Annotated in this window: 16 protein-coding genes; 6 read left to right on the top strand and 10 right to left on the bottom strand. The window is 65.8% G+C overall.

From position 1 onward, the window contains the following. Positions 1 to 7: 7 nt before the first annotated feature. Positions 8 to 1,285 carry an adenosylhomocysteinase gene (locus tag ACY9XZ_RS05660; RefSeq protein WP_463456088.1) on the top strand — a complete coding sequence of 426 codons (1,278 nt, stop codon included), beginning with the start codon at positions 8 to 10 and terminating at the stop codon, positions 1,283 to 1,285. A gap of 269 nt (positions 1,286 to 1,554) precedes the next feature. Here ACY9XZ_RS05660 and ACY9XZ_RS05655 read toward each other — a convergent pair whose 3' ends face one another. Then, a complete protein-coding gene (locus tag ACY9XZ_RS05655) occupies positions 1,555 to 1,707 on the bottom strand; it encodes a hypothetical protein (RefSeq protein ID WP_463456087.1) in 153 nt (50 codons plus the stop codon). Between the two features lie 293 nt (positions 1,708 to 2,000). Here ACY9XZ_RS05655 and priL point away from each other — a divergent pair, with 293 nt between their 5' ends. Then, complete coding sequence (gene priL / locus ACY9XZ_RS05650) at positions 2,001 to 3,077, top strand: DNA primase regulatory subunit PriL (protein WP_463456086.1); 1,077 nt, start codon at positions 2,001 to 2,003, stop codon at positions 3,075 to 3,077. On the opposite strand, the gene ACY9XZ_RS05645 is transcribed toward priL, so the two are convergent. After that, positions 3,074 to 3,283 (bottom strand): DUF7472 family protein, encoded by a 210-nt coding sequence (locus ACY9XZ_RS05645; protein ID WP_463456085.1) that lies wholly within the window; start codon positions 3,281 to 3,283, stop codon positions 3,074 to 3,076. The two genes, priL and ACY9XZ_RS05645, sit on opposite strands and share 4 nt — an antisense overlap. A 129-nt stretch (positions 3,284 to 3,412) precedes the next feature. Here ACY9XZ_RS05645 and ACY9XZ_RS05640 point away from each other — a divergent pair, with 129 nt between their 5' ends. Beyond that, on the top strand, positions 3,413 to 4,060 hold the full coding sequence (locus tag ACY9XZ_RS05640) for an SWIM zinc finger family protein (protein ID WP_463456084.1): 648 nt from the start codon (positions 3,413 to 3,415) through the stop codon (positions 4,058 to 4,060). 18 nt (positions 4,061 to 4,078) lie between these two features. On the opposite strand, the gene hjc is transcribed toward ACY9XZ_RS05640, so the two are convergent. Beyond that, positions 4,079 to 4,597 (bottom strand): Holliday junction resolvase Hjc, encoded by a 519-nt coding sequence (gene hjc, locus ACY9XZ_RS05635; RefSeq protein ID WP_336358688.1) that lies wholly within the window; start codon positions 4,595 to 4,597, stop codon positions 4,079 to 4,081. A 192-nt stretch (positions 4,598 to 4,789) separates the two neighbouring features. On the opposite strand from hjc, the gene ACY9XZ_RS05630 reads away from it, so the two are divergent. Beyond that, a complete protein-coding gene (locus ACY9XZ_RS05630; protein ID WP_463456083.1) occupies positions 4,790 to 5,740 on the top strand; it encodes a DUF4382 domain-containing protein in 951 nt (316 codons plus the stop codon). A gap of 8 nt (positions 5,741 to 5,748) precedes the next feature. Here ACY9XZ_RS05630 and ACY9XZ_RS05625 read toward each other — a convergent pair whose 3' ends face one another. The 4 genes from ACY9XZ_RS05625 to nirK all read right to left on the bottom strand — a co-directional run bounded on the left by ACY9XZ_RS05625 (position 5,749) and on the right by nirK (position 9,280). Next, positions 5,749 to 6,360, bottom strand: coding sequence for a cell division protein CdpA domain-containing protein (locus ACY9XZ_RS05625; RefSeq protein WP_463456082.1), 612 nt, complete (start codon positions 6,358 to 6,360; stop codon positions 5,749 to 5,751). 36 nt (positions 6,361 to 6,396) lie between these two features. Further along, a complete protein-coding gene (locus ACY9XZ_RS05620; RefSeq protein ID WP_463456081.1) occupies positions 6,397 to 7,293 on the bottom strand; it encodes an alpha/beta fold hydrolase in 897 nt (298 codons plus the stop codon). 6 nt (positions 7,294 to 7,299) lie between these two features. Beyond that, positions 7,300 to 8,043, bottom strand: coding sequence for a DNA polymerase sliding clamp (locus ACY9XZ_RS05615; protein WP_312617364.1), 744 nt, complete (start codon positions 8,041 to 8,043; stop codon positions 7,300 to 7,302). Between the two features lie 151 nt (positions 8,044 to 8,194). Next, complete coding sequence (gene nirK, locus ACY9XZ_RS05610; protein WP_463456080.1) at positions 8,195 to 9,280, bottom strand: copper-containing nitrite reductase; 1,086 nt, start codon at positions 9,278 to 9,280, stop codon at positions 8,195 to 8,197. Between the two features lie 314 nt (positions 9,281 to 9,594). Between nirK and ACY9XZ_RS05605 the strand changes: the two genes are divergently transcribed. Continuing rightward, positions 9,595 to 10,386, top strand: coding sequence for a 23S rRNA (uridine(2552)-2'-O)-methyltransferase (locus ACY9XZ_RS05605; RefSeq protein WP_463456079.1), 792 nt, complete (start codon positions 9,595 to 9,597; stop codon positions 10,384 to 10,386). A 17-nt stretch (positions 10,387 to 10,403) separates the two neighbouring features. On the opposite strand, the gene ACY9XZ_RS05600 is transcribed toward ACY9XZ_RS05605, so the two are convergent. The 3 genes from ACY9XZ_RS05600 to ACY9XZ_RS05590 form a co-directional block, all read right to left on the bottom strand. Next, positions 10,404 to 11,102 (bottom strand): queuosine precursor transporter, encoded by a 699-nt coding sequence (locus ACY9XZ_RS05600; protein WP_463456078.1) that lies wholly within the window; start codon positions 11,100 to 11,102, stop codon positions 10,404 to 10,406. Further along, positions 11,092 to 11,268, bottom strand: a complete 177-nt coding sequence (locus ACY9XZ_RS05595; RefSeq protein ID WP_463456077.1) for a ribbon-helix-helix domain-containing protein — start codon at positions 11,266 to 11,268, stop codon at positions 11,092 to 11,094. The genes ACY9XZ_RS05600 and ACY9XZ_RS05595 overlap by 11 nt, the downstream gene beginning before the upstream one ends. A 237-nt stretch (positions 11,269 to 11,505) precedes the next feature. Then, on the bottom strand, positions 11,506 to 13,695 hold the full coding sequence (locus tag ACY9XZ_RS05590) for a twin-arginine translocase subunit TatC (protein WP_463456076.1): 2,190 nt from the start codon (positions 13,693 to 13,695) through the stop codon (positions 11,506 to 11,508). 104 nt (positions 13,696 to 13,799) lie between these two features. On the opposite strand from ACY9XZ_RS05590, the gene tatC reads away from it, so the two are divergent. Beyond that, positions 13,800 to 15,416, top strand: a complete 1,617-nt coding sequence (tatC, locus tag ACY9XZ_RS05585; protein WP_463456075.1) for a twin-arginine translocase subunit TatC — start codon at positions 13,800 to 13,802, stop codon at positions 15,414 to 15,416.

The raw sequence follows: 15,416 nt of genomic DNA, 5'->3' as shown, positions 1-15,416 counted from the left end.
TCGTGACATGACGACGCCTATTTCCGAGCGACTTGACGATCTCGACGAGGCTCGCGATTCCGGCCGCCGTAAGATGGACTGGGCCGTCCAGCACATGCCCATCTGCGGCGCGCTCCGCGAGCAGTTCGAAGCCGACCAGCCCTTCGCCGGCGAGCGGATCGGCATGGCGATGCACGTCGAAGCCAAGACTGCTGTCCTGGCCGAGATTCTCGCCGCCGGCGGCGCGGAGGTCGCAATCACCGGCTGTAATCCCCTCTCGACCCACGACGACGTGAGCGCCGCACTCGACGCCGTCGACGGCGTCACCTCCTACGCCGAGCGCGGCGTCGACGACGAGGAGTACTACGCGGCTATCGAGGCCGTCATCGGCCACAAGCCGACGATCACCGTCGACGACGGGATGGACCTCGTCGCGGCCATTCACGAGGACTACCCGGAACTCATCGACACCATCGTCGGCGGCGCGGAGGAGACGACCACCGGCGTCCACCGCCTGCGCGCGATGGACGAGGACGGCGAACTCGACTACCCCGTGTTCGCGGTCAACGACACGCCGATGAAGCGCCTGTTCGACAACGTCCACGGCACCGGCGAGTCCTCGCTGGCCTCCATCGCGATGACGACGAACCTCTCGTGGGCCGGCAAGACCGTCGTCGTCGCCGGCTACGGTTATTGCGGCAAGGGTGTCGCGAAGAAGGCTGCCGGTCAGAACGCCGACGTGATCGTCACCGAGGTCGAACCCCGCCGCGCGCTCGAAGCGCACATGGAGGGCTACGACGTGCAGCCGATGGCCGAGGCCGCCGCCGAGGGCGACGTGTTCATCACGACCACCGGCAACCGCGACGTCATCGTCGAGGAGCACTTCGAACGGATGCAGGACGGCGTCCTGCTCGCCAACGCCGGCCACTTCGACGTGGAGGTCGACCTCGACGCGCTGTCAGACCTCGCCGCCGACACCTACGAGGCCCGCGACGGCGTCCGGACCTACGAGATGGCCGACGGTCGCCGCCTGAACGTGCTGGCCGAGGGTCGCCTGGTCAACCTCGCGACACCGATTGCGCTGGGCCATCCGGTCGAAGTGATGGACCAGAGCTTCGGCATCCAGGCCGTTGTCGTCCGGGAACTGGTCGAGCGCGGGGAGGAGTACGAGGCCGGCGTCCACGCCGTCCCGGATCGCCTGGATAAGGAAGTTGCGGAGATTAAACTGGAGGCTGAGGGCGTCGACTTCGATTCGCTGACCGATGCTCAGGCCGAGTATATGGATTCCTGGCAGCACGGGACGTAGGGCGATTTGAGGGAGCTTCGCGACCGAAAATCGCCAGGTAGCGAGCGGGGAGGAACGACCCGCGAGCAGAGCGGAGCGAAGACCGCCTTTCAGTCGAGCGGCAAAGCCGCGAAACGTAGGGCGGGGCGCGACCATAAGGAGCGGCCCGCCAGACGCGCAGCGGTGACCGAAGGGAACCGCGAGCAGTAGGAGATTCTGACACAGCAGAGCCGAAACTCCAGCAAAAAGTACCGCTCAGAACCAACAGCGAGCGAAAACCGACACGGAACTCACTCCCGCACGTTGACGAAGACCGTTGACTGAATCCAGGCGGAGGGGTTCTCGGGGTCGCCGATGTGGGCGACTGTATCTACGCCGACGTCGTACTCTTCGAACGTCGCTCTGATGCCCTCTTGTGAATCGGTGTCGTGCTCGTGTGTCATCGGTGTGCTCCGTGTCTCCTCTGGCAGTTACCTCGTCGGGGATGACCGCACTGGTCCGGTTTGTCGGCCGAACCGGGTACAGTCGCCGACCCGCGTGTCCTTACCACACTCTGTCAATAGAGAGTGGCGGCCATCCGTTTGTCTACTAGCTGTATTCACCCGCCGCCGGCTCGGCTCTATATGTATAGCCCGACGGATCAGTCACACCGGCTCACGGACCGGATGTCGGGTATCCGACACTGTCCGTCCCGGTGACGGCAATTTTATTCGCTCCCGTCCGAAAGGTGGTGGCAATGGAACCGCTCCACGCACGCTACCCCTTTCTGGCGCGGTCGCGGGAGGCTGTCGAAGCTGCGGCGGTGGACCTGGGCGAGATCGTCGCCACGGACGAGGCGGTCACGGCGCGCGCACTGGAGCGGGTCGAATCGGCAATCACGGACGGCACCGTCGGGGAGCCACACCGACGGACCCGCGTCGAACTGCTGTCGTACCCGGTTGCCCGCGTGCTGGTGTCGCTCGTCGACGTGCACATCTGTACCCGGAAGTACGCACAGGCGGAAGCCGAGGCGGCCTACGACCGCTTCACCGAGGAGTTCGCAACGACGACGGAGCTGAAATCGACCCAGCGGGAGACGCTCGACCGCGAGGAACTGCTCGCGGAGTTCGACCTCGGGAACGCTGTCAGGGACGCCGGCGACGGCTACCGCGTCGAGGTCGGGGCGTATCTCGACCTGGCCGCGGACCAGCGGGGCGATTCCTGGCGGCTGGTCAACCGGCCGCTGGCCGACGGCGAGGTCAGGGTCAGCGCCGAGGAACTGAACGTCCTGCTGAAACAGGCGATCCGCCACCGCGTCGCCGACGGTCTGCCCTTCGACGTCCCGGACGCCATCGCGGACGAACTGATCGAGGCGGTCGACCACCTGGAGGAAGTCCTCTCGGAACTGGAACTCACCCGCGAGATCGACACCGTCGTCCCCGAACTGTTCCCGCCCTGCATGAAGTCACTGCTCGACCGGGTGCAGAAGGGCGAGCATCTCGAACACCACTCCCGGTTCGCCATCGCGACCTTTCTCATCGGTATCGGGATGACGACGGACGAGATCGTCGACCTGTTCCAGGTCAACCCCGGCTTCGGCGAGGAGGCGACCCGCTATCAGGTCGACCACATCCGTGGGGAGACCAGCCCGACGGAGTACTCGACGCCGGCGTGTTCGACCATGCAGTCCTACGGCGACTGTGTCAACATGGACGACCTCTGTGAGACGATCTCACATCCGATGGGGTACTACGAGCAGAAACTGGACGACACCGACGAGGAAGAACTGGTCGACTGGCGCGAGGACGAGGCCGACGAGGAAGCCGACGCCTAGAACTGCTGGCGTTCGAGCCAGAGGCCGGCGGCGGTCATGAACACGACGAACAGTCCGATCGTGCCGACGAGCGCGTACCCGCCCGTTGCTGACAGGTGAGCCCCGTCCAGATACGTCTGTGAGACGGTAACAGCTGCACCGATGAACAGCACGACAGCTATTGCCGAGATGACTATTTGCAGGAGCGTCTCCCGCTCGATATCCATGCTCTGCGGTTTCACAGGGCCGGCAAAAAGGGTATCGAAGCGCCGGAGCGCGACGGCCGAGGCATTTACGCCCGTGTAGCACCTACGTTTCAACTGGACGCATTGGAAAATACAGCCGCGTCCGCACCTATGACGCTCATCGAGCCAGCAGCCGACCGGCAGCAGACCGCACTTGCACCGGACCTCCGTTCCCTCCCGGACCGGGCCGCCCGCGCCTGGACCGAGCGCATGGCCGTGCGCCCGCGAGCGGGCAGCACGTACGCCGTGACGACGGAAAGCGACAGCACGTACCTCGTCGACATCGCACAGCGATCCTGTTCCTGTCCCGACAACCGCATCCGCGGCGAGCGCTGCAAACACCTCCGGCGCGTCGCCATCGAAATCACTGCCAAACGGGTCGCGCCGCCCGGCAAGGAACGGGCGACCTGTGACGCCTGTGGCACCGTCACCTTCGTGGCCGCGGACGCACAGACGCCCCATCTCTGTGGGCACTGCCGGCTGGAGACCGGCGACATCGTGCGGGACCGCGAGACGGGCGACAGACTCGTCGTTACTCGCGTGGCCGACGACCGCGCTGACGAGTGGCCCATCGAGGCGACGGGCGGGACCGTTGCCGACTACGACACTAACGACGGCTATCCGCCCGACGACCTCGTCGTACTGGCGACGTATCTCTCGGACGCCGTCCGTGCGACCGAGCCGCGGGAGTACGCCTTTCCCCTTTCGCGGCTCCGCCGCATTGAGGACGCCGAACTCGTCAGCGGCCGGACCCAGTAATTACACGCGCTCGAACGCCTACTCCAGCATCGCCGCGGCTTCTTCCTTATCGAGGTCGCCGCGCTCGAAGGCCGACAGGACGTCCAGCACGCTCTGGTCCGGGCCGTCGTCGGCCACCTCCGCCAGCGTGACCTTCTCCGAGTGCCCGACGAACTCGTCGAAGTCAGTCCCGTCGGAGAGGGCCTTCTCCTTCTTGACGCGGTAGTTGCCGCCGTCGGTCGTGTGGAGATCTGCCGGGTGGAAGAAGTACCAGTCCTCGCGGTCGAACCGGACAGCGATCCGCGGTTTCGCGCCGAAGTTCCGGGCGAAGAAGAGTAGTGCCTCGACCTCCTCGCCGGTGAGATAGATCGGGTCGCCGGCGCTGGATTTCGCCTCGATAGCGTAGAACGTCTCGCCGTCGCCCGAGAGCACGTCCGGCAGTTCCCGCTCGGTCGCGCTGCCGCTCGCCGGCGCGCGCATCACCGCAAAGCCCGCCTCGTCGAGTGCGTTGACCAGTTCGCGCTCGCGGCGGTCGCCCTTCGCGTTCGAGTTTGCCATTATCAGGACGTGGAGCGACGGGGGTAAAACCGTTCAGATACGGCCAGACCGTTCATTCCGTTCAGAAGGCCGTACATCGACTTGACCTATCGCGGGGCATATACGCGTCACTACCATCCCCCACTACGGAATGATCTCGTACACAACCGCACAAATAGTTTCGACAGGGACACAACCGACGGAGCGGTGCCGATGAGACGACGACGGTTCATTGCGACGGGCGCTGGCGTCGGTGTCGGCCTCCTCGCCGGCTGTTCCGGATCCAACGATTCCGGTGGATCCGACGGGTCCAGCGGCGATGGGACCAGCACTGACGGCACCAGCGACGGCGACACCTCGATGGACGACGGCGGCGCTGTCGGGGCGTTCCGTCTCCTCATCAGCGACCAGCCCGCGGCTATCGGCGACTTCGACTCGCTCGACGTGTCGTTCTCGCGGGCTCGCATCTTCCGTGCCGGCGCGGACGGTGCCACAGCGACCGAGGGCGGCGACGAGACCGAGGGCACGGAGACGGCCACCGCTGACGCGACTGAGGCGGAGACGACTGAACCGGCCGATACCGAGACGGAGACGACTGAACCGGCCGATACCGAGACGGAGACGACTGAACCGACCGAGACGGAAACCACGGTCAATGAAGACGACGCGGAAGACGGCGACTTCGTCGTCCACGACCTTGACGGTGCGACCGTCGACCTCACCGAGGTCGTCGGCGACAAGGCCATCAGCGTCCTCGACGGCGAACTGGAGGCGGGCCAGTACAGCAAAATCGAACTGTACGCCGAATCGGTCGACGGGGTCGTCGACGGCGAGTCCGTCGACGTGAAGATCCCGAGCGGGAAGCTCCAGATCGTCAAGTCCTTCGAGGTCGTCGCCGGCGAATCGCTCGAGTTCGTCTTCGACATCAACGTCGTTAAGAAGGGCAACGGCGGCTACAACCTCCTGCCGGTCATCTCGAAAAGCGGGGTCGCCGGCAAGGACGTTGAGGTGGAGGAGGTCGGTGCGGAGGAGACAGATTCCGACGAGGATAGTGAGATTGCCGACGAGGAAACCGAAGTCCAGACGACGGAAATCGAGGCGACCGACCGCGACTCGATGACGGAATCCGACCAACGCGGTAACGAAACGACGGCTACCGAGTAACGCTCAGTTCACTTTTCGATCCGTGACTCAAGTTCCTGAATGACTTCGTCGGTCGTGCCGCCGTCGCCACGGACTGCCTGCGTGTAGCGCCTGTACTCCTGTGGGGACACCTGTACGGTCTTGGTTTCGCCCTTGTGTGAGATTTCAAGCTTGACGGTGCCGTGCGGGTTGTTGCGGCGGCGGAAGCTCGCCATCGCCGTGAACACGAACCAGAACGCCACGCAGGAGCCGATGAAGTACGCCATCGTCGTTTCGAACGCCAGCGTCTGCTCGCCGACCGTCCAGTTGTAGGGATAGGCCACCTGGAACAGTCCGATGCCGACCAGACAGAGGACCGCGCCGACGGCGACGCCGCCCTGCTCGCGGCGGCTTGAGGGCAACACGGCGACGACGCTCAGGAACATCGCGGGGATGCCCAACCCGCCAAGCGTCCCGCCGAGTTTCTCGGCGGCGTGGGGCGCTGTCGCGCCGACAACCACCGACAGTGGGGTCGTCACCAGAAGTATCGCCACGACCACCGCCAGCGCGCCGACGAACCCCAGGGTCGCACCGGCGACGACGCGGCGGGGGTCGCGCCCCTCCCAGCGCCGATTGCCGTACGCGTCCCCGAGGTTCTCCATACCGGCCCGTTGGCACCCGACCCACAAAACGATACGTCAGACGCGCGTGCGACGCTGTACGGCGGCCAGCGCGTCCTCGCCGGCGGTCGTCAGCGTGCCCAGGTGGTCGCTGTCGACGAGTTCGAGCGAGGCGTCCGGAAGCCGCCGAGCGAGAGCCTTGCCCGTCGATGGCGCGACGTTGCTGTCGCGCTGCCCCTGGAACACTGCGACCGGAACGGACACGTCTTCGAGGGCGAAGGGCCAGGGCTGTGAGAGGAGTCGCTGCTCGCGGATGATCGCGCTCGGGCCGCGTGCCATCGCAGTGAGCATGTCCGCACGGACGATCCGGGCCACTTCGTCGGCGGCCAGGGCGTCCGTTTCGGGCGTCTCCTCGGCGACGAACCCGATGGCGTAGGACGGGTCCCGGCGGACGGCGAACCACCGTTGCAGGCGGAACAGGCGACCGAGCGCCCACGGCGCGTGTCGGGACAGCGTCCCCACGAACTGCTGGACGCGCCCCGTCGCACCGACCGACGGCGGGCCGCTGCCGCCCAGCAGCGCGATGCGCTGTATCGCTGGCAGTCGGTGACAGGCCAGCGCGAACGGCCCGCCGCCGGAGAAGCCGATGGCTCCGGCTGTGTCGACATCGAGATGCGAGAGGAGGTGTGCGGCGTCGTCCGGCCAGTCTGCAAGCGTCACCGGGGCGTCCGCCGAGTTCCCGATGCCCGGCCGGTCCGGGGCGATGAGGGACACGCCGCGCTCGCGGGCCGGTGCGGCGAGTAGCCGTGCGATGTGGTGTGATCCCGGGGTGCCGTGGCAGAAAAGCACCGGATAGCCGTCGACGTCGCCGTACGCGGCGTAGGCCAACCGCCGGCCGTCGGGCAGCGAGAGCGTCTCAGTCTCGTAGTCGTCAGGCAGCCAGTCGGTGGCCGGAACCGGCGGCGCGGACCCCATCCGTCGCTATTCGCTCTGGATGCGCGGCGCGAGCATGTACGTGACCCGGCCCTGTCCCTCGGCGAAGCTAAAGTGCATTTTGACCGGGAACTCCTCGCCCAGTTCCATCTCGACCTCGGCGTCTTTGGGGATGGCCTTGTTCATGTTCTTCAGGTAATCCAGCGAGAACAGCGAGTGGGCGTCCCCGGGGGTCAGATCGATGAGGTCGTCGCGGGTGAGTTCGAGGTGGACGTCGTCCGTGTCGCCCTCGGCGTCGACGTAGAACAGCTCCTCTGTCGCGTCGACGCCCAGCGCGATGTGGTCGCTGACCATGTCCGCGGCGGTGACCGACCGGTCGATGTCCTTCCCCTCGATGACGATGTTCGCCGAGAGGTCCAGGTCCGGGAGGTCCGGTTCCTGGCGGATGGAGTCGGGGTCGATCAGCGCGAGCGTGTATTCGAGACCGTCGATAGAGATGTGGAGCTTCCGCGTCTCTTCGTCCAGATCGAGGTGGACGAGCTGGCCGGCGTCGGCCATACCGGCGATGTCTTCGAGGCGAGAGAGGTTGACGCCGATGAGTCCACCGTCAGTCTCGTAGGACTCGAACGCCGCCGCGTCGAGCCGCAGGTCGACCATTCCGACGTTTGCCGGGTCGACTGCCCGGATTTCCAGCCCGTCTTCTTCGAGGTGGATCTTGCACTCGTCCACCAGCACGCTCACAGAGTCGAGAGCCGCCTGGAGCGTATCTGCGCTCACGATGGCGTTGAACATCTTGAACCGAAGTATGCCCCCATCCATTAAAAAGTCCCTCATTGAAACCGCGTGCGCGCGAGCGACCGCGACGGGCGCGAGCGATTCCGGACACTGCGTAATCGAGCCCGAACGCGAAAACCAATACCAGCGCGTTACTTCGGCGAAGCTGTCAGACGTCCGGCTCGAACACGTCGGGGTTGGCGGCCCCTTCGCGGTTGATGACGGCCATCATGCCCTTGCGGGCGACCCGGGAGAGCGCGTGGTCGACCAGTTTGATCGGGCCGGGCACCTCGGCGTGGAGCGTCGCGATGGCACAGGACCCCGGCTTGACCGGCGTGGTCTGGACGTACTTGTTCGGCGGCCCGGCGATAGAGCCCTGCTGCCAGACCTCGTCCCAGACGGAGCCGATGGGGTGGAAGCTCGAATCGAGGTTCGGGCCGCCGGCCACGAAGTACACGCGGGCGGTGTCGCCGACCGACATGCTCGGTGCGCCGTACCGGTCCGGCGTGATGGCGTACTTCTCACCGTTCATCAGGACGTACGTCGGCTCTTCGGCCGCCATCGCCTCCATGTCGAAGTCGTGGTGGCCCTTCTCGCCGGCGTCGCCGGTGGTGTACAGCTCGTGCTGGCCGAAGTAGAACTCGTGGTCTACTTCGGGCAGCCCGTCTTTCGGCTCGACGAGTATCAGCCCGAACATCCCCGAGGAGATGTGCATGTCGAGGTTCGGGACGGCGCAGTGGTAGATGAACGCGCCGGGGTAGGTGGCCTTGAACCGGAACGTCTCGGTCTGGCCCGGCGTGACCATCGACGCCTCAGCACCGCCACCGGGACCGCGGACGGCGTGGAGGTCGATGTTGTGGGGCATCGAGTTTCCCTCCTCGTTCGTGATGGTGAGTTCGACGGTGTCGCCCCGGCGGACCCGGATCATCGGGCCGGGAATCTGGTCGCCGAAGGTCATGTAGGTGTAGGTGACGCCCGGCTCGATCTCAGCGACCTGCTCTTTGGTGGTCATCTCGACCGATACGGTCTTTGGCTCCGACCGGTCGATGGGGTCCGGGATCGCGGTCGGGTCCGCGGCGATACGGTCGACATCGGTCTGTTGTGCGGCGTTCATAGCTGGCTCCTGTGGGGTCGTCTCCGCTTCGGTCGATTGCCTGTTTGCGCCCGGTGCGCTGGCACAGCCCGCAAGCGCGGCCGTGCCGACGCCCAAGGCTTCTAACACCCGCCTCCGCGTCGCCGTCGGAATGGTTGACATTGGGAGGTCACTTCCTACAGATGGGCCTCAGCACGTGACAGGTATATACTAGACCGCAGAATCTCAGCGGCTGAGACGCGTTCTTGCTCGGTAAGAACGGGGCTGAACGTGTTCGGCGTGACGGTAATGCACGTAGTCACGCCCCCGATGCTTGCCCTGATTGTCCGTCGTGACTATCCACTGGTGACCGTCGTGCAGTGGCTTGCCCGAAAACCCCGAGTCGGCATCCATTTCAGCGCTGACCGCCTTCATGGTACTATGACTGCGATTTCGCCAGGTTTCGGCAGTGAAGACACACGCGGTGTGAGGTAACCATGTCGGGGAAAGACGACTACTACAACAGAGCGAAGCAGGAAGGGTACCGCGCGCGCTCGGCGTACAAACTCCAGCAACTGGACGACACGGCCGGCCTCCTCGGCGAGGGCCGGACCGTCGTCGACCTCGGGGCCGCCCCCGGCGGCTGGATGCAGGTCGCGGCAGAGCGAATCGGCGAGCGCGGGACGCTCGTCGGCGTCGACCGCCAGACCATCGACGAGCTGGAGGACCCCGAGCCGACCGTCGAGTACGTCCGCGGCGACATGACCGAGGACAGCACGAAAGACGAGATCCGCGAGATCGTCGGCGAGGGCGACGGCAGCGGCGGCCCCGTGGACGTGGTCATCTCCGACATGGCCCCGAACATGACCGGCCAGTACGACCTCGACCACGCCCGGTCGGTCCACCTGGTCCGGCAGGCCTTCGAGGTGGCGACGGACCTGCTCGACGCCGGCGGGGATTTCTGTGCGAAGGTGTTCGACGGCCAGGACCTCCAGGATCTCATCGCCGACATCGAACCGGAGTTCGAGTACGTTCGCGAGGTCCGCCCCGATGCCTCCCGTGATTCCTCCTCGGAGCTGTATCTGGTAGCCAAGCATCGCCTGACTGCACCGGTCCGCGAGGGCGACATCGTCGAGGTCACTATCGACGACATGGGCGAGGAGGGCGACGGCATCGCCAAGGTCGAGAACTTCACTGTGTTCGTTAGCGGCGTCGAAACGGGCGAAACAGTCGAGGTCCGCATCGACGACGTGAAGCCCCGGTATGCCTTCGCCGAACCGGTCGAGTAAACCGCTACGGTCCGTTTTCAGTCGGCCCGTGCCGGGGTCGGAGCGATGTCGTTCCGCCGAACGAAGCCGACGACGGCGTAGACAAAGGGCGTGTCGAGGACGGCGATAGCGAGCTTCAGCAGGTACTGGCCGACGATGAGCGCCAGCGCTTCGCCCGGCGGGACGCCCTGAAACAGGACGAAGCCGACGCCGACGAAGATGACCGTGTCGATGAGCTGGCTGGAGGCCGTCGATCCGATGTTACGGAGCCACAGCTTCTCGCCGTCCGTTCGGTCCCGCAGCCAGTGGAAGACGAACACGTCCCAGTTCTGGCTCACGACGTAGGCCGACAGGCTGGCGACGACGATGGCCGTGCTGGCCCCGAGCACGTTCCGGAAGGCCGCGAGGTCGACCGGCTGGGCCGCCTGTGGGAGTCCGGGCGCGAGAATCGTGCTCCAGACCAGCGCCAGCAGGACGAAGTTCATGGCGAAGCCGACGTTGACGACGACCGTCGCCGCCCGGCGGCCGTACAGTTCGGCGTAGCAGTCCGACGCGAAGAACGTCAGCGCGTACGCCAGCGCGGCACCGGGGAGCACGAGCGTCGACCCCGCAAGCGGGAGCGAGACCGGCAGCGAGAACGCGAGTAGCTTCGAGGCGGTGACCTGGGAGGTGACAAGCGCCGTTACGAACAGAGCGACGAGGCCGACCCGCACCGCTTCGGAGCGCTCACTGCTCATCGTCGAGTCGACCCTGGCGTTCGTCGATGTCATCGAGGATATCGAGCGTCTTCCGGACGGATGCACGGATAGCGTCGCTCCGGTTGACGAACTTCCCGTCTTCGCCGACGTGTTCGTCGAGGTCGTCCAGCAGTTCGGCCGGCATTTCGACGCTTATCTTGGGCATACGTGGCGAATATACTGAGCATAATCTTAGGCACTACGGTTCGACGCCCGTCCGGCTGTGCCTACACAGGATGTGTGATGTCCGCGAACTAGTCCCCGCTATTTGGTAGAGTAGAAGCTGGACTGTACGACGCGCGGCTATCGCAGCTACTGGCCGTTACGCCTGCGAGTGCCCGTTCGAGTCACCGGTGCGATAATCGTCGAATCGCCCCCGTGGAGTCGTGGCGACGATCAGCGTTCAGTCGGCCGGCTCGCCGCGGCGGTTCGTCGTCCGTCGGCCGCCGAGCGTGTACACCCAGAGGATGCCGAGGCCGAGCATGTACGCAAGCGCTGTCGGGATGCCGACGATGAACATCGTGAAGATGCCGCTGGGCGAGAGAATCGCCGAGAGGGCCACGATGGCGATGACGACCTCGCGCCAGCGCTCGTACATCAGACGGAACGGGACGATGCCGCCCTTGTGGAACAGGAACATCGTCACCGGGATCTCCGCGAGCAGGCCGATCCCGATGGTGAGGAAGAACACGAGCCAGCCGAAATTGCTCACCCGGTAGGCGATGACCATGTTCGAGTTCAACTGGTCGTAGGCGATCCAGGAGATTGTCATCGGGGCCACGTAGAGGAACCCGAGCAGGCTCCCGCCGATGAGCGCGCCGAACAGCGTCATCCCCCAGACGCCTAGGATGTTGCGGTTACCGATGACGAGACCGCGCTCGCGCATCGCCGGCCACGCAAAGTACAGCACCACGGGGATGACCGAGACGGCCCCGAGTATCGTCGAGAACTTGACGATGAACACCAGGTGTTCGACGGGGTGGAGCGTGACGATGCTCACGTCGGCGGCCATCTCCGGCGGGAGCCGGCTGACGAACGTCCGCTGTATCGACCCGATCCCGCCCTGGTAGAGGAACAGGAACGCGGCGGCCAGCACTGCGCCGAAGATGCCCAGAATCACGAACGCCCGGGAGGCCAGCGCGCTGAGGATGAACTGGATGTCGTAGTAGTAGCCGCCGATCTCGTCCTCGGTGGTCTCGTCCTCGGTGAAGGCGTCGACCATGCCGGCGGTCGTCGAAGTGAACACGCCACTCTCCTCCGCATCAGCTTCGGCGGTCCCGTCCGCGCCGTCGCCGGCCTCACCCTCCCCGTCCTCGTGGACCATGTCCCAGCGGTTGAGGACGGCCTGGGCTTTCTCCTTGTCGTCGTCGGCGAGCGCGCGGTCGGCGTGGGCCAGCGCCTCGTGTTCGGCCATCTCCTCGAACACTTCCGGCGGGGCGACTTCGACGGCGGAGGCGTTGAGTTCGCCGATATCGATGGCCGACGGGTCGCCGACCTGGCCGGGACCGGCCTTCTCCGAGAGCGCGGTCAGGACGTGGTAGTAGAGGACGACGACAGCGCCGATGACACCGAACACGGCGGCGATACCGATTGCCGTGCTCTCGACGGGGAGCCCGAACAGCGCCGGCGGCTGGATGTCACCGGTGAGCCGGTCGGAGGGGAACACCTCGGCGAAGCGCTGGATGTACTGGAACGCCGGCGTCGCCAGGAAGTAGTACACCACGCCGCCGCCCAGCACCGCGCCGCCGAGGATCGTGTTCCAGTGCCTGCGGGCGACGGCGCTGGTACTGACGAGGTCACCGGAGCGACGGACCAGCATCGCGAGTTTCGCCAGCGCGAGGCTGATGCCGTAGAGGCCACACAGCGGTGCGGCCCACATGATCTGGGTGAAGGGGTCCGGCGGCGAGAACAGCGCGCCGAAGCCGAAGATCCCCATCACCGCGTAGCGCCACTTGTCCCGGAACGTCTCGTAGGGGACGATCTCGGTGTAGGAAAGCACCGTCATCACGAGCGGCAACTGGGCGGCGAGCCCGAAGGAGACGGCAAGCAGGAAGACGAACTGGAACCACTTGACGATGGAGTACTGCGGCGTGAAGCCGGCTTTGAACGCGTCGCCGGCGAGGAAGTCGAACATCAGCGGGAAGAACAGCTCGTAGGCGTAGGCGACGCCGCCGAAAAACAGGCTCAGGCTTATCGTAACGAACAGCGCGCCTTTCCAGGTCGGGATGTGCTCGGCCGGCCACCAGCCGCGCTGGCGGAGGCCGTCGCGGCCGAAGTAGATCAGCAGCGGCAACGCCATCAGAATCCCGATGACCGCGCCGATTTTCACCTGCAGGAGGATGACGTCGAAGGGCGTGACCGCGACGATACTGGTGGCCTCCTGGGTAGTGAGGTCCATCTGGGAGTACAGCAGGTCCTGCCGTAGCGTATCCCAGACGCCGTACTGCAGCGCCATGATCGTCCCGATCATCCCGATGACGAAGACGATGAACACCTTCTGGAGGTGCACCTGCGCCGAGCGGAGCATCGCGCCGAGCGTGGCGCGCCCGCTCTGAACCGTCTGGACGGTGTCCTCGTCGATAGCACTCGCCATCTTCTCTGTGCCTAGCCCAGTGGGCGTTATCAATTTATTCATCCCGGTGACGGCCACTGCTCGAAAAGAAAGTTTACAACACCCACCGTCTAAGCCCGGGACAGATGGAGGACGGTGACGCGGACGACGAGCGTCGCAGGCCCGAAGAGCCGCCACTGCCGTCCGACGACGAGTCCGAGGAGTCGTCGATCCCCACCGACCCCGTGGCCGAGGCCGATGCCACCCGGGAGACGGACGAGGTGACAGGCCCGGGTCCCGCGCCGGCCGGCGGTGACGAGGACACTGTCGGCTCTCACGCTGCGCCGACCGAATCCGAGTCCAACGCCGGGCTGTTCGACCGGGACGCGTCGGATATCGCCGCCGCTGTCCCGGCGGACGTCCCGACCGACTGGGGCAAGTCGACGCCGTCACCGGCTGGTGGCAGTGCCACGCCGACGCACGGCGGCGGGAACGCACCGAGCTACGACCCGGACGCCGACATCGTCGACGAGGGCGCACCCGACGACGAGGAGATGCCCCTGGCCGACCACGTCGAGGAGATGGCCATGCGGCTGTTCGTCGTCGTCGGCGTGATGGCCGTCGTGGCCGTCATCGCCTTGCCGTACTCCGACGAACTCATCAACTTCCTCTGGTACTCCTTCCTCGATGGCCCCGCAGAGGCCTGCGGACAGGTCGCGACGGATGTCGAAGGCAGCGTCGTCGAAGGCGCGGACTGTCCGAACGTGTACAACCCGCTCGCGCTCATCCTGGCGCGTCTCAAGGTGTCCTCGCTAGTCGGCTTTATCGCTGCCTTACCGGTGTTCGTCTACCAGACGTACCTGTTCATGCGGCCGGGACTGTACCCCCGCGAGCGGCGCTACTACCTCGCCGCGGTGCCGACGAGCCTCGTGCTGGCGGCCGTCGGCGTCGGCTTCGCGTACTTCGCCGTGCTGCGGGCGATGTTCGACTACTTCATCACCTACTCCGACCGCGCGGCCGACCTGGCCTTCGGCCTGAGCGAGACGTTCAACCTCATCATCCTGATGCTCGGGCTGTTCGCGCTCATCTTCCAGATCCCGCTGTTCGTGATGCTCGCGGTGATGATGGGCGTCACCACTCGAAAGTGGCTCCAGGACCGGCGGCTGTACTTCTGGGGCGGGTTCGCCGCCGTGGCGTTCCTGTTCAGCCCGGACCCGACCGGGATGGCCCCGCTGATGGTCGCCGTGACGATGATCGGCCTGTTCGAGGGCACCCTGCTGCTCCTCCGGTGGACCGGCAGCACGTCGCCGGTCCCGACGGCCGACGACCTCGCTGCTCGCCGGCCCGCCGCGTGGCTGGTCTTCGGTATCGCCGGCTACGTCCTCAGCCCCGCCCCGGTGCCGACGGGCTACTACGAGCAACTGCCAGCCACCGTCACCGAGACGCTGGCTGCGGTCGGCCTCGGCAACGCCACGCCGATGCTCGTCGGCGGCGGGATGATCGTCCTGTTCGAGGCGCTGGCATACGCGAACAAGAACTACTACGGCTCGGTCAAACTCTGGCGTGGGTTCCGGGCCGCCCGTCTGCCGGTGTGGGCCGTCGCCATCGTCGTCGGCTATCTCGGCAGCCCGGACCCGACGCTGTTCCGCCTCGTGAACCAGTTCAGTCTCCCGCGAAACGCCGCCATCGCCGTCGCCGCCGGCCTCATCCTCCTGTATGAGGGGACTATCGCCGTCGCGCGCTGGCGCAGCAAGGAGGCGTAA

The organism is Haloarcula sp. HT12, assembly GCF_055271655.1.
This window is presented reverse-complemented; position numbering and strand designations above follow the sequence as displayed.

What these genes read in the sequence shown, in the direction of transcription:
- ACY9XZ_RS05655 (WP_463456087.1), bottom strand. Translation starts at nt 1,707, where the DNA reads ATGACACACGAGCACGACACCGATTCACAAGAGGGCATCAGAGCGACG.
- ACY9XZ_RS05590 (WP_463456076.1), bottom strand. Translation starts at nt 13,695, where the DNA reads ATGGCGAGTGCTATCGACGAGGACACCGTCCAGACGGTTCAGAGCGGG.
- ACY9XZ_RS05630 (WP_463456083.1), top strand. Translation starts at nt 4,790, where the DNA reads ATGAGACGACGACGGTTCATTGCGACGGGCGCTGGCGTCGGTGTCGGC.
- ACY9XZ_RS05660 (WP_463456088.1), top strand. Translation starts at nt 8, where the DNA reads ATGACGACGCCTATTTCCGAGCGACTTGACGATCTCGACGAGGCTCGC.
- hjc (WP_336358688.1), bottom strand. Translation starts at nt 4,597, where the DNA reads ATGGCAAACTCGAACGCGAAGGGCGACCGCCGCGAGCGCGAACTGGTC.
- ACY9XZ_RS05645 (WP_463456085.1), bottom strand. Translation starts at nt 3,283, where the DNA reads ATGGATATCGAGCGGGAGACGCTCCTGCAAATAGTCATCTCGGCAATA.
- ACY9XZ_RS05640 (WP_463456084.1), top strand. Translation starts at nt 3,413, where the DNA reads ATGACGCTCATCGAGCCAGCAGCCGACCGGCAGCAGACCGCACTTGCA.
- tatC (WP_463456075.1), top strand. Translation starts at nt 13,800, where the DNA reads ATGGAGGACGGTGACGCGGACGACGAGCGTCGCAGGCCCGAAGAGCCG.
- ACY9XZ_RS05595 (WP_463456077.1), bottom strand. Translation starts at nt 11,268, where the DNA reads ATGCCCAAGATAAGCGTCGAAATGCCGGCCGAACTGCTGGACGACCTC.
- nirK (WP_463456080.1), bottom strand. Translation starts at nt 9,280, where the DNA reads ATGTCAACCATTCCGACGGCGACGCGGAGGCGGGTGTTAGAAGCCTTG.
- ACY9XZ_RS05620 (WP_463456081.1), bottom strand. Translation starts at nt 7,293, where the DNA reads ATGGGGTCCGCGCCGCCGGTTCCGGCCACCGACTGGCTGCCTGACGAC.
- ACY9XZ_RS05605 (WP_463456079.1), top strand. Translation starts at nt 9,595, where the DNA reads ATGTCGGGGAAAGACGACTACTACAACAGAGCGAAGCAGGAAGGGTAC.
- priL (WP_463456086.1), top strand. Translation starts at nt 2,001, where the DNA reads ATGGAACCGCTCCACGCACGCTACCCCTTTCTGGCGCGGTCGCGGGAG.
- ACY9XZ_RS05625 (WP_463456082.1), bottom strand. Translation starts at nt 6,360, where the DNA reads ATGGAGAACCTCGGGGACGCGTACGGCAATCGGCGCTGGGAGGGGCGC.
- ACY9XZ_RS05615 (WP_312617364.1), bottom strand. Translation starts at nt 8,043, where the DNA reads ATGTTCAACGCCATCGTGAGCGCAGATACGCTCCAGGCGGCTCTCGAC.
- ACY9XZ_RS05600 (WP_463456078.1), bottom strand. Translation starts at nt 11,102, where the DNA reads ATGAGCAGTGAGCGCTCCGAAGCGGTGCGGGTCGGCCTCGTCGCTCTG.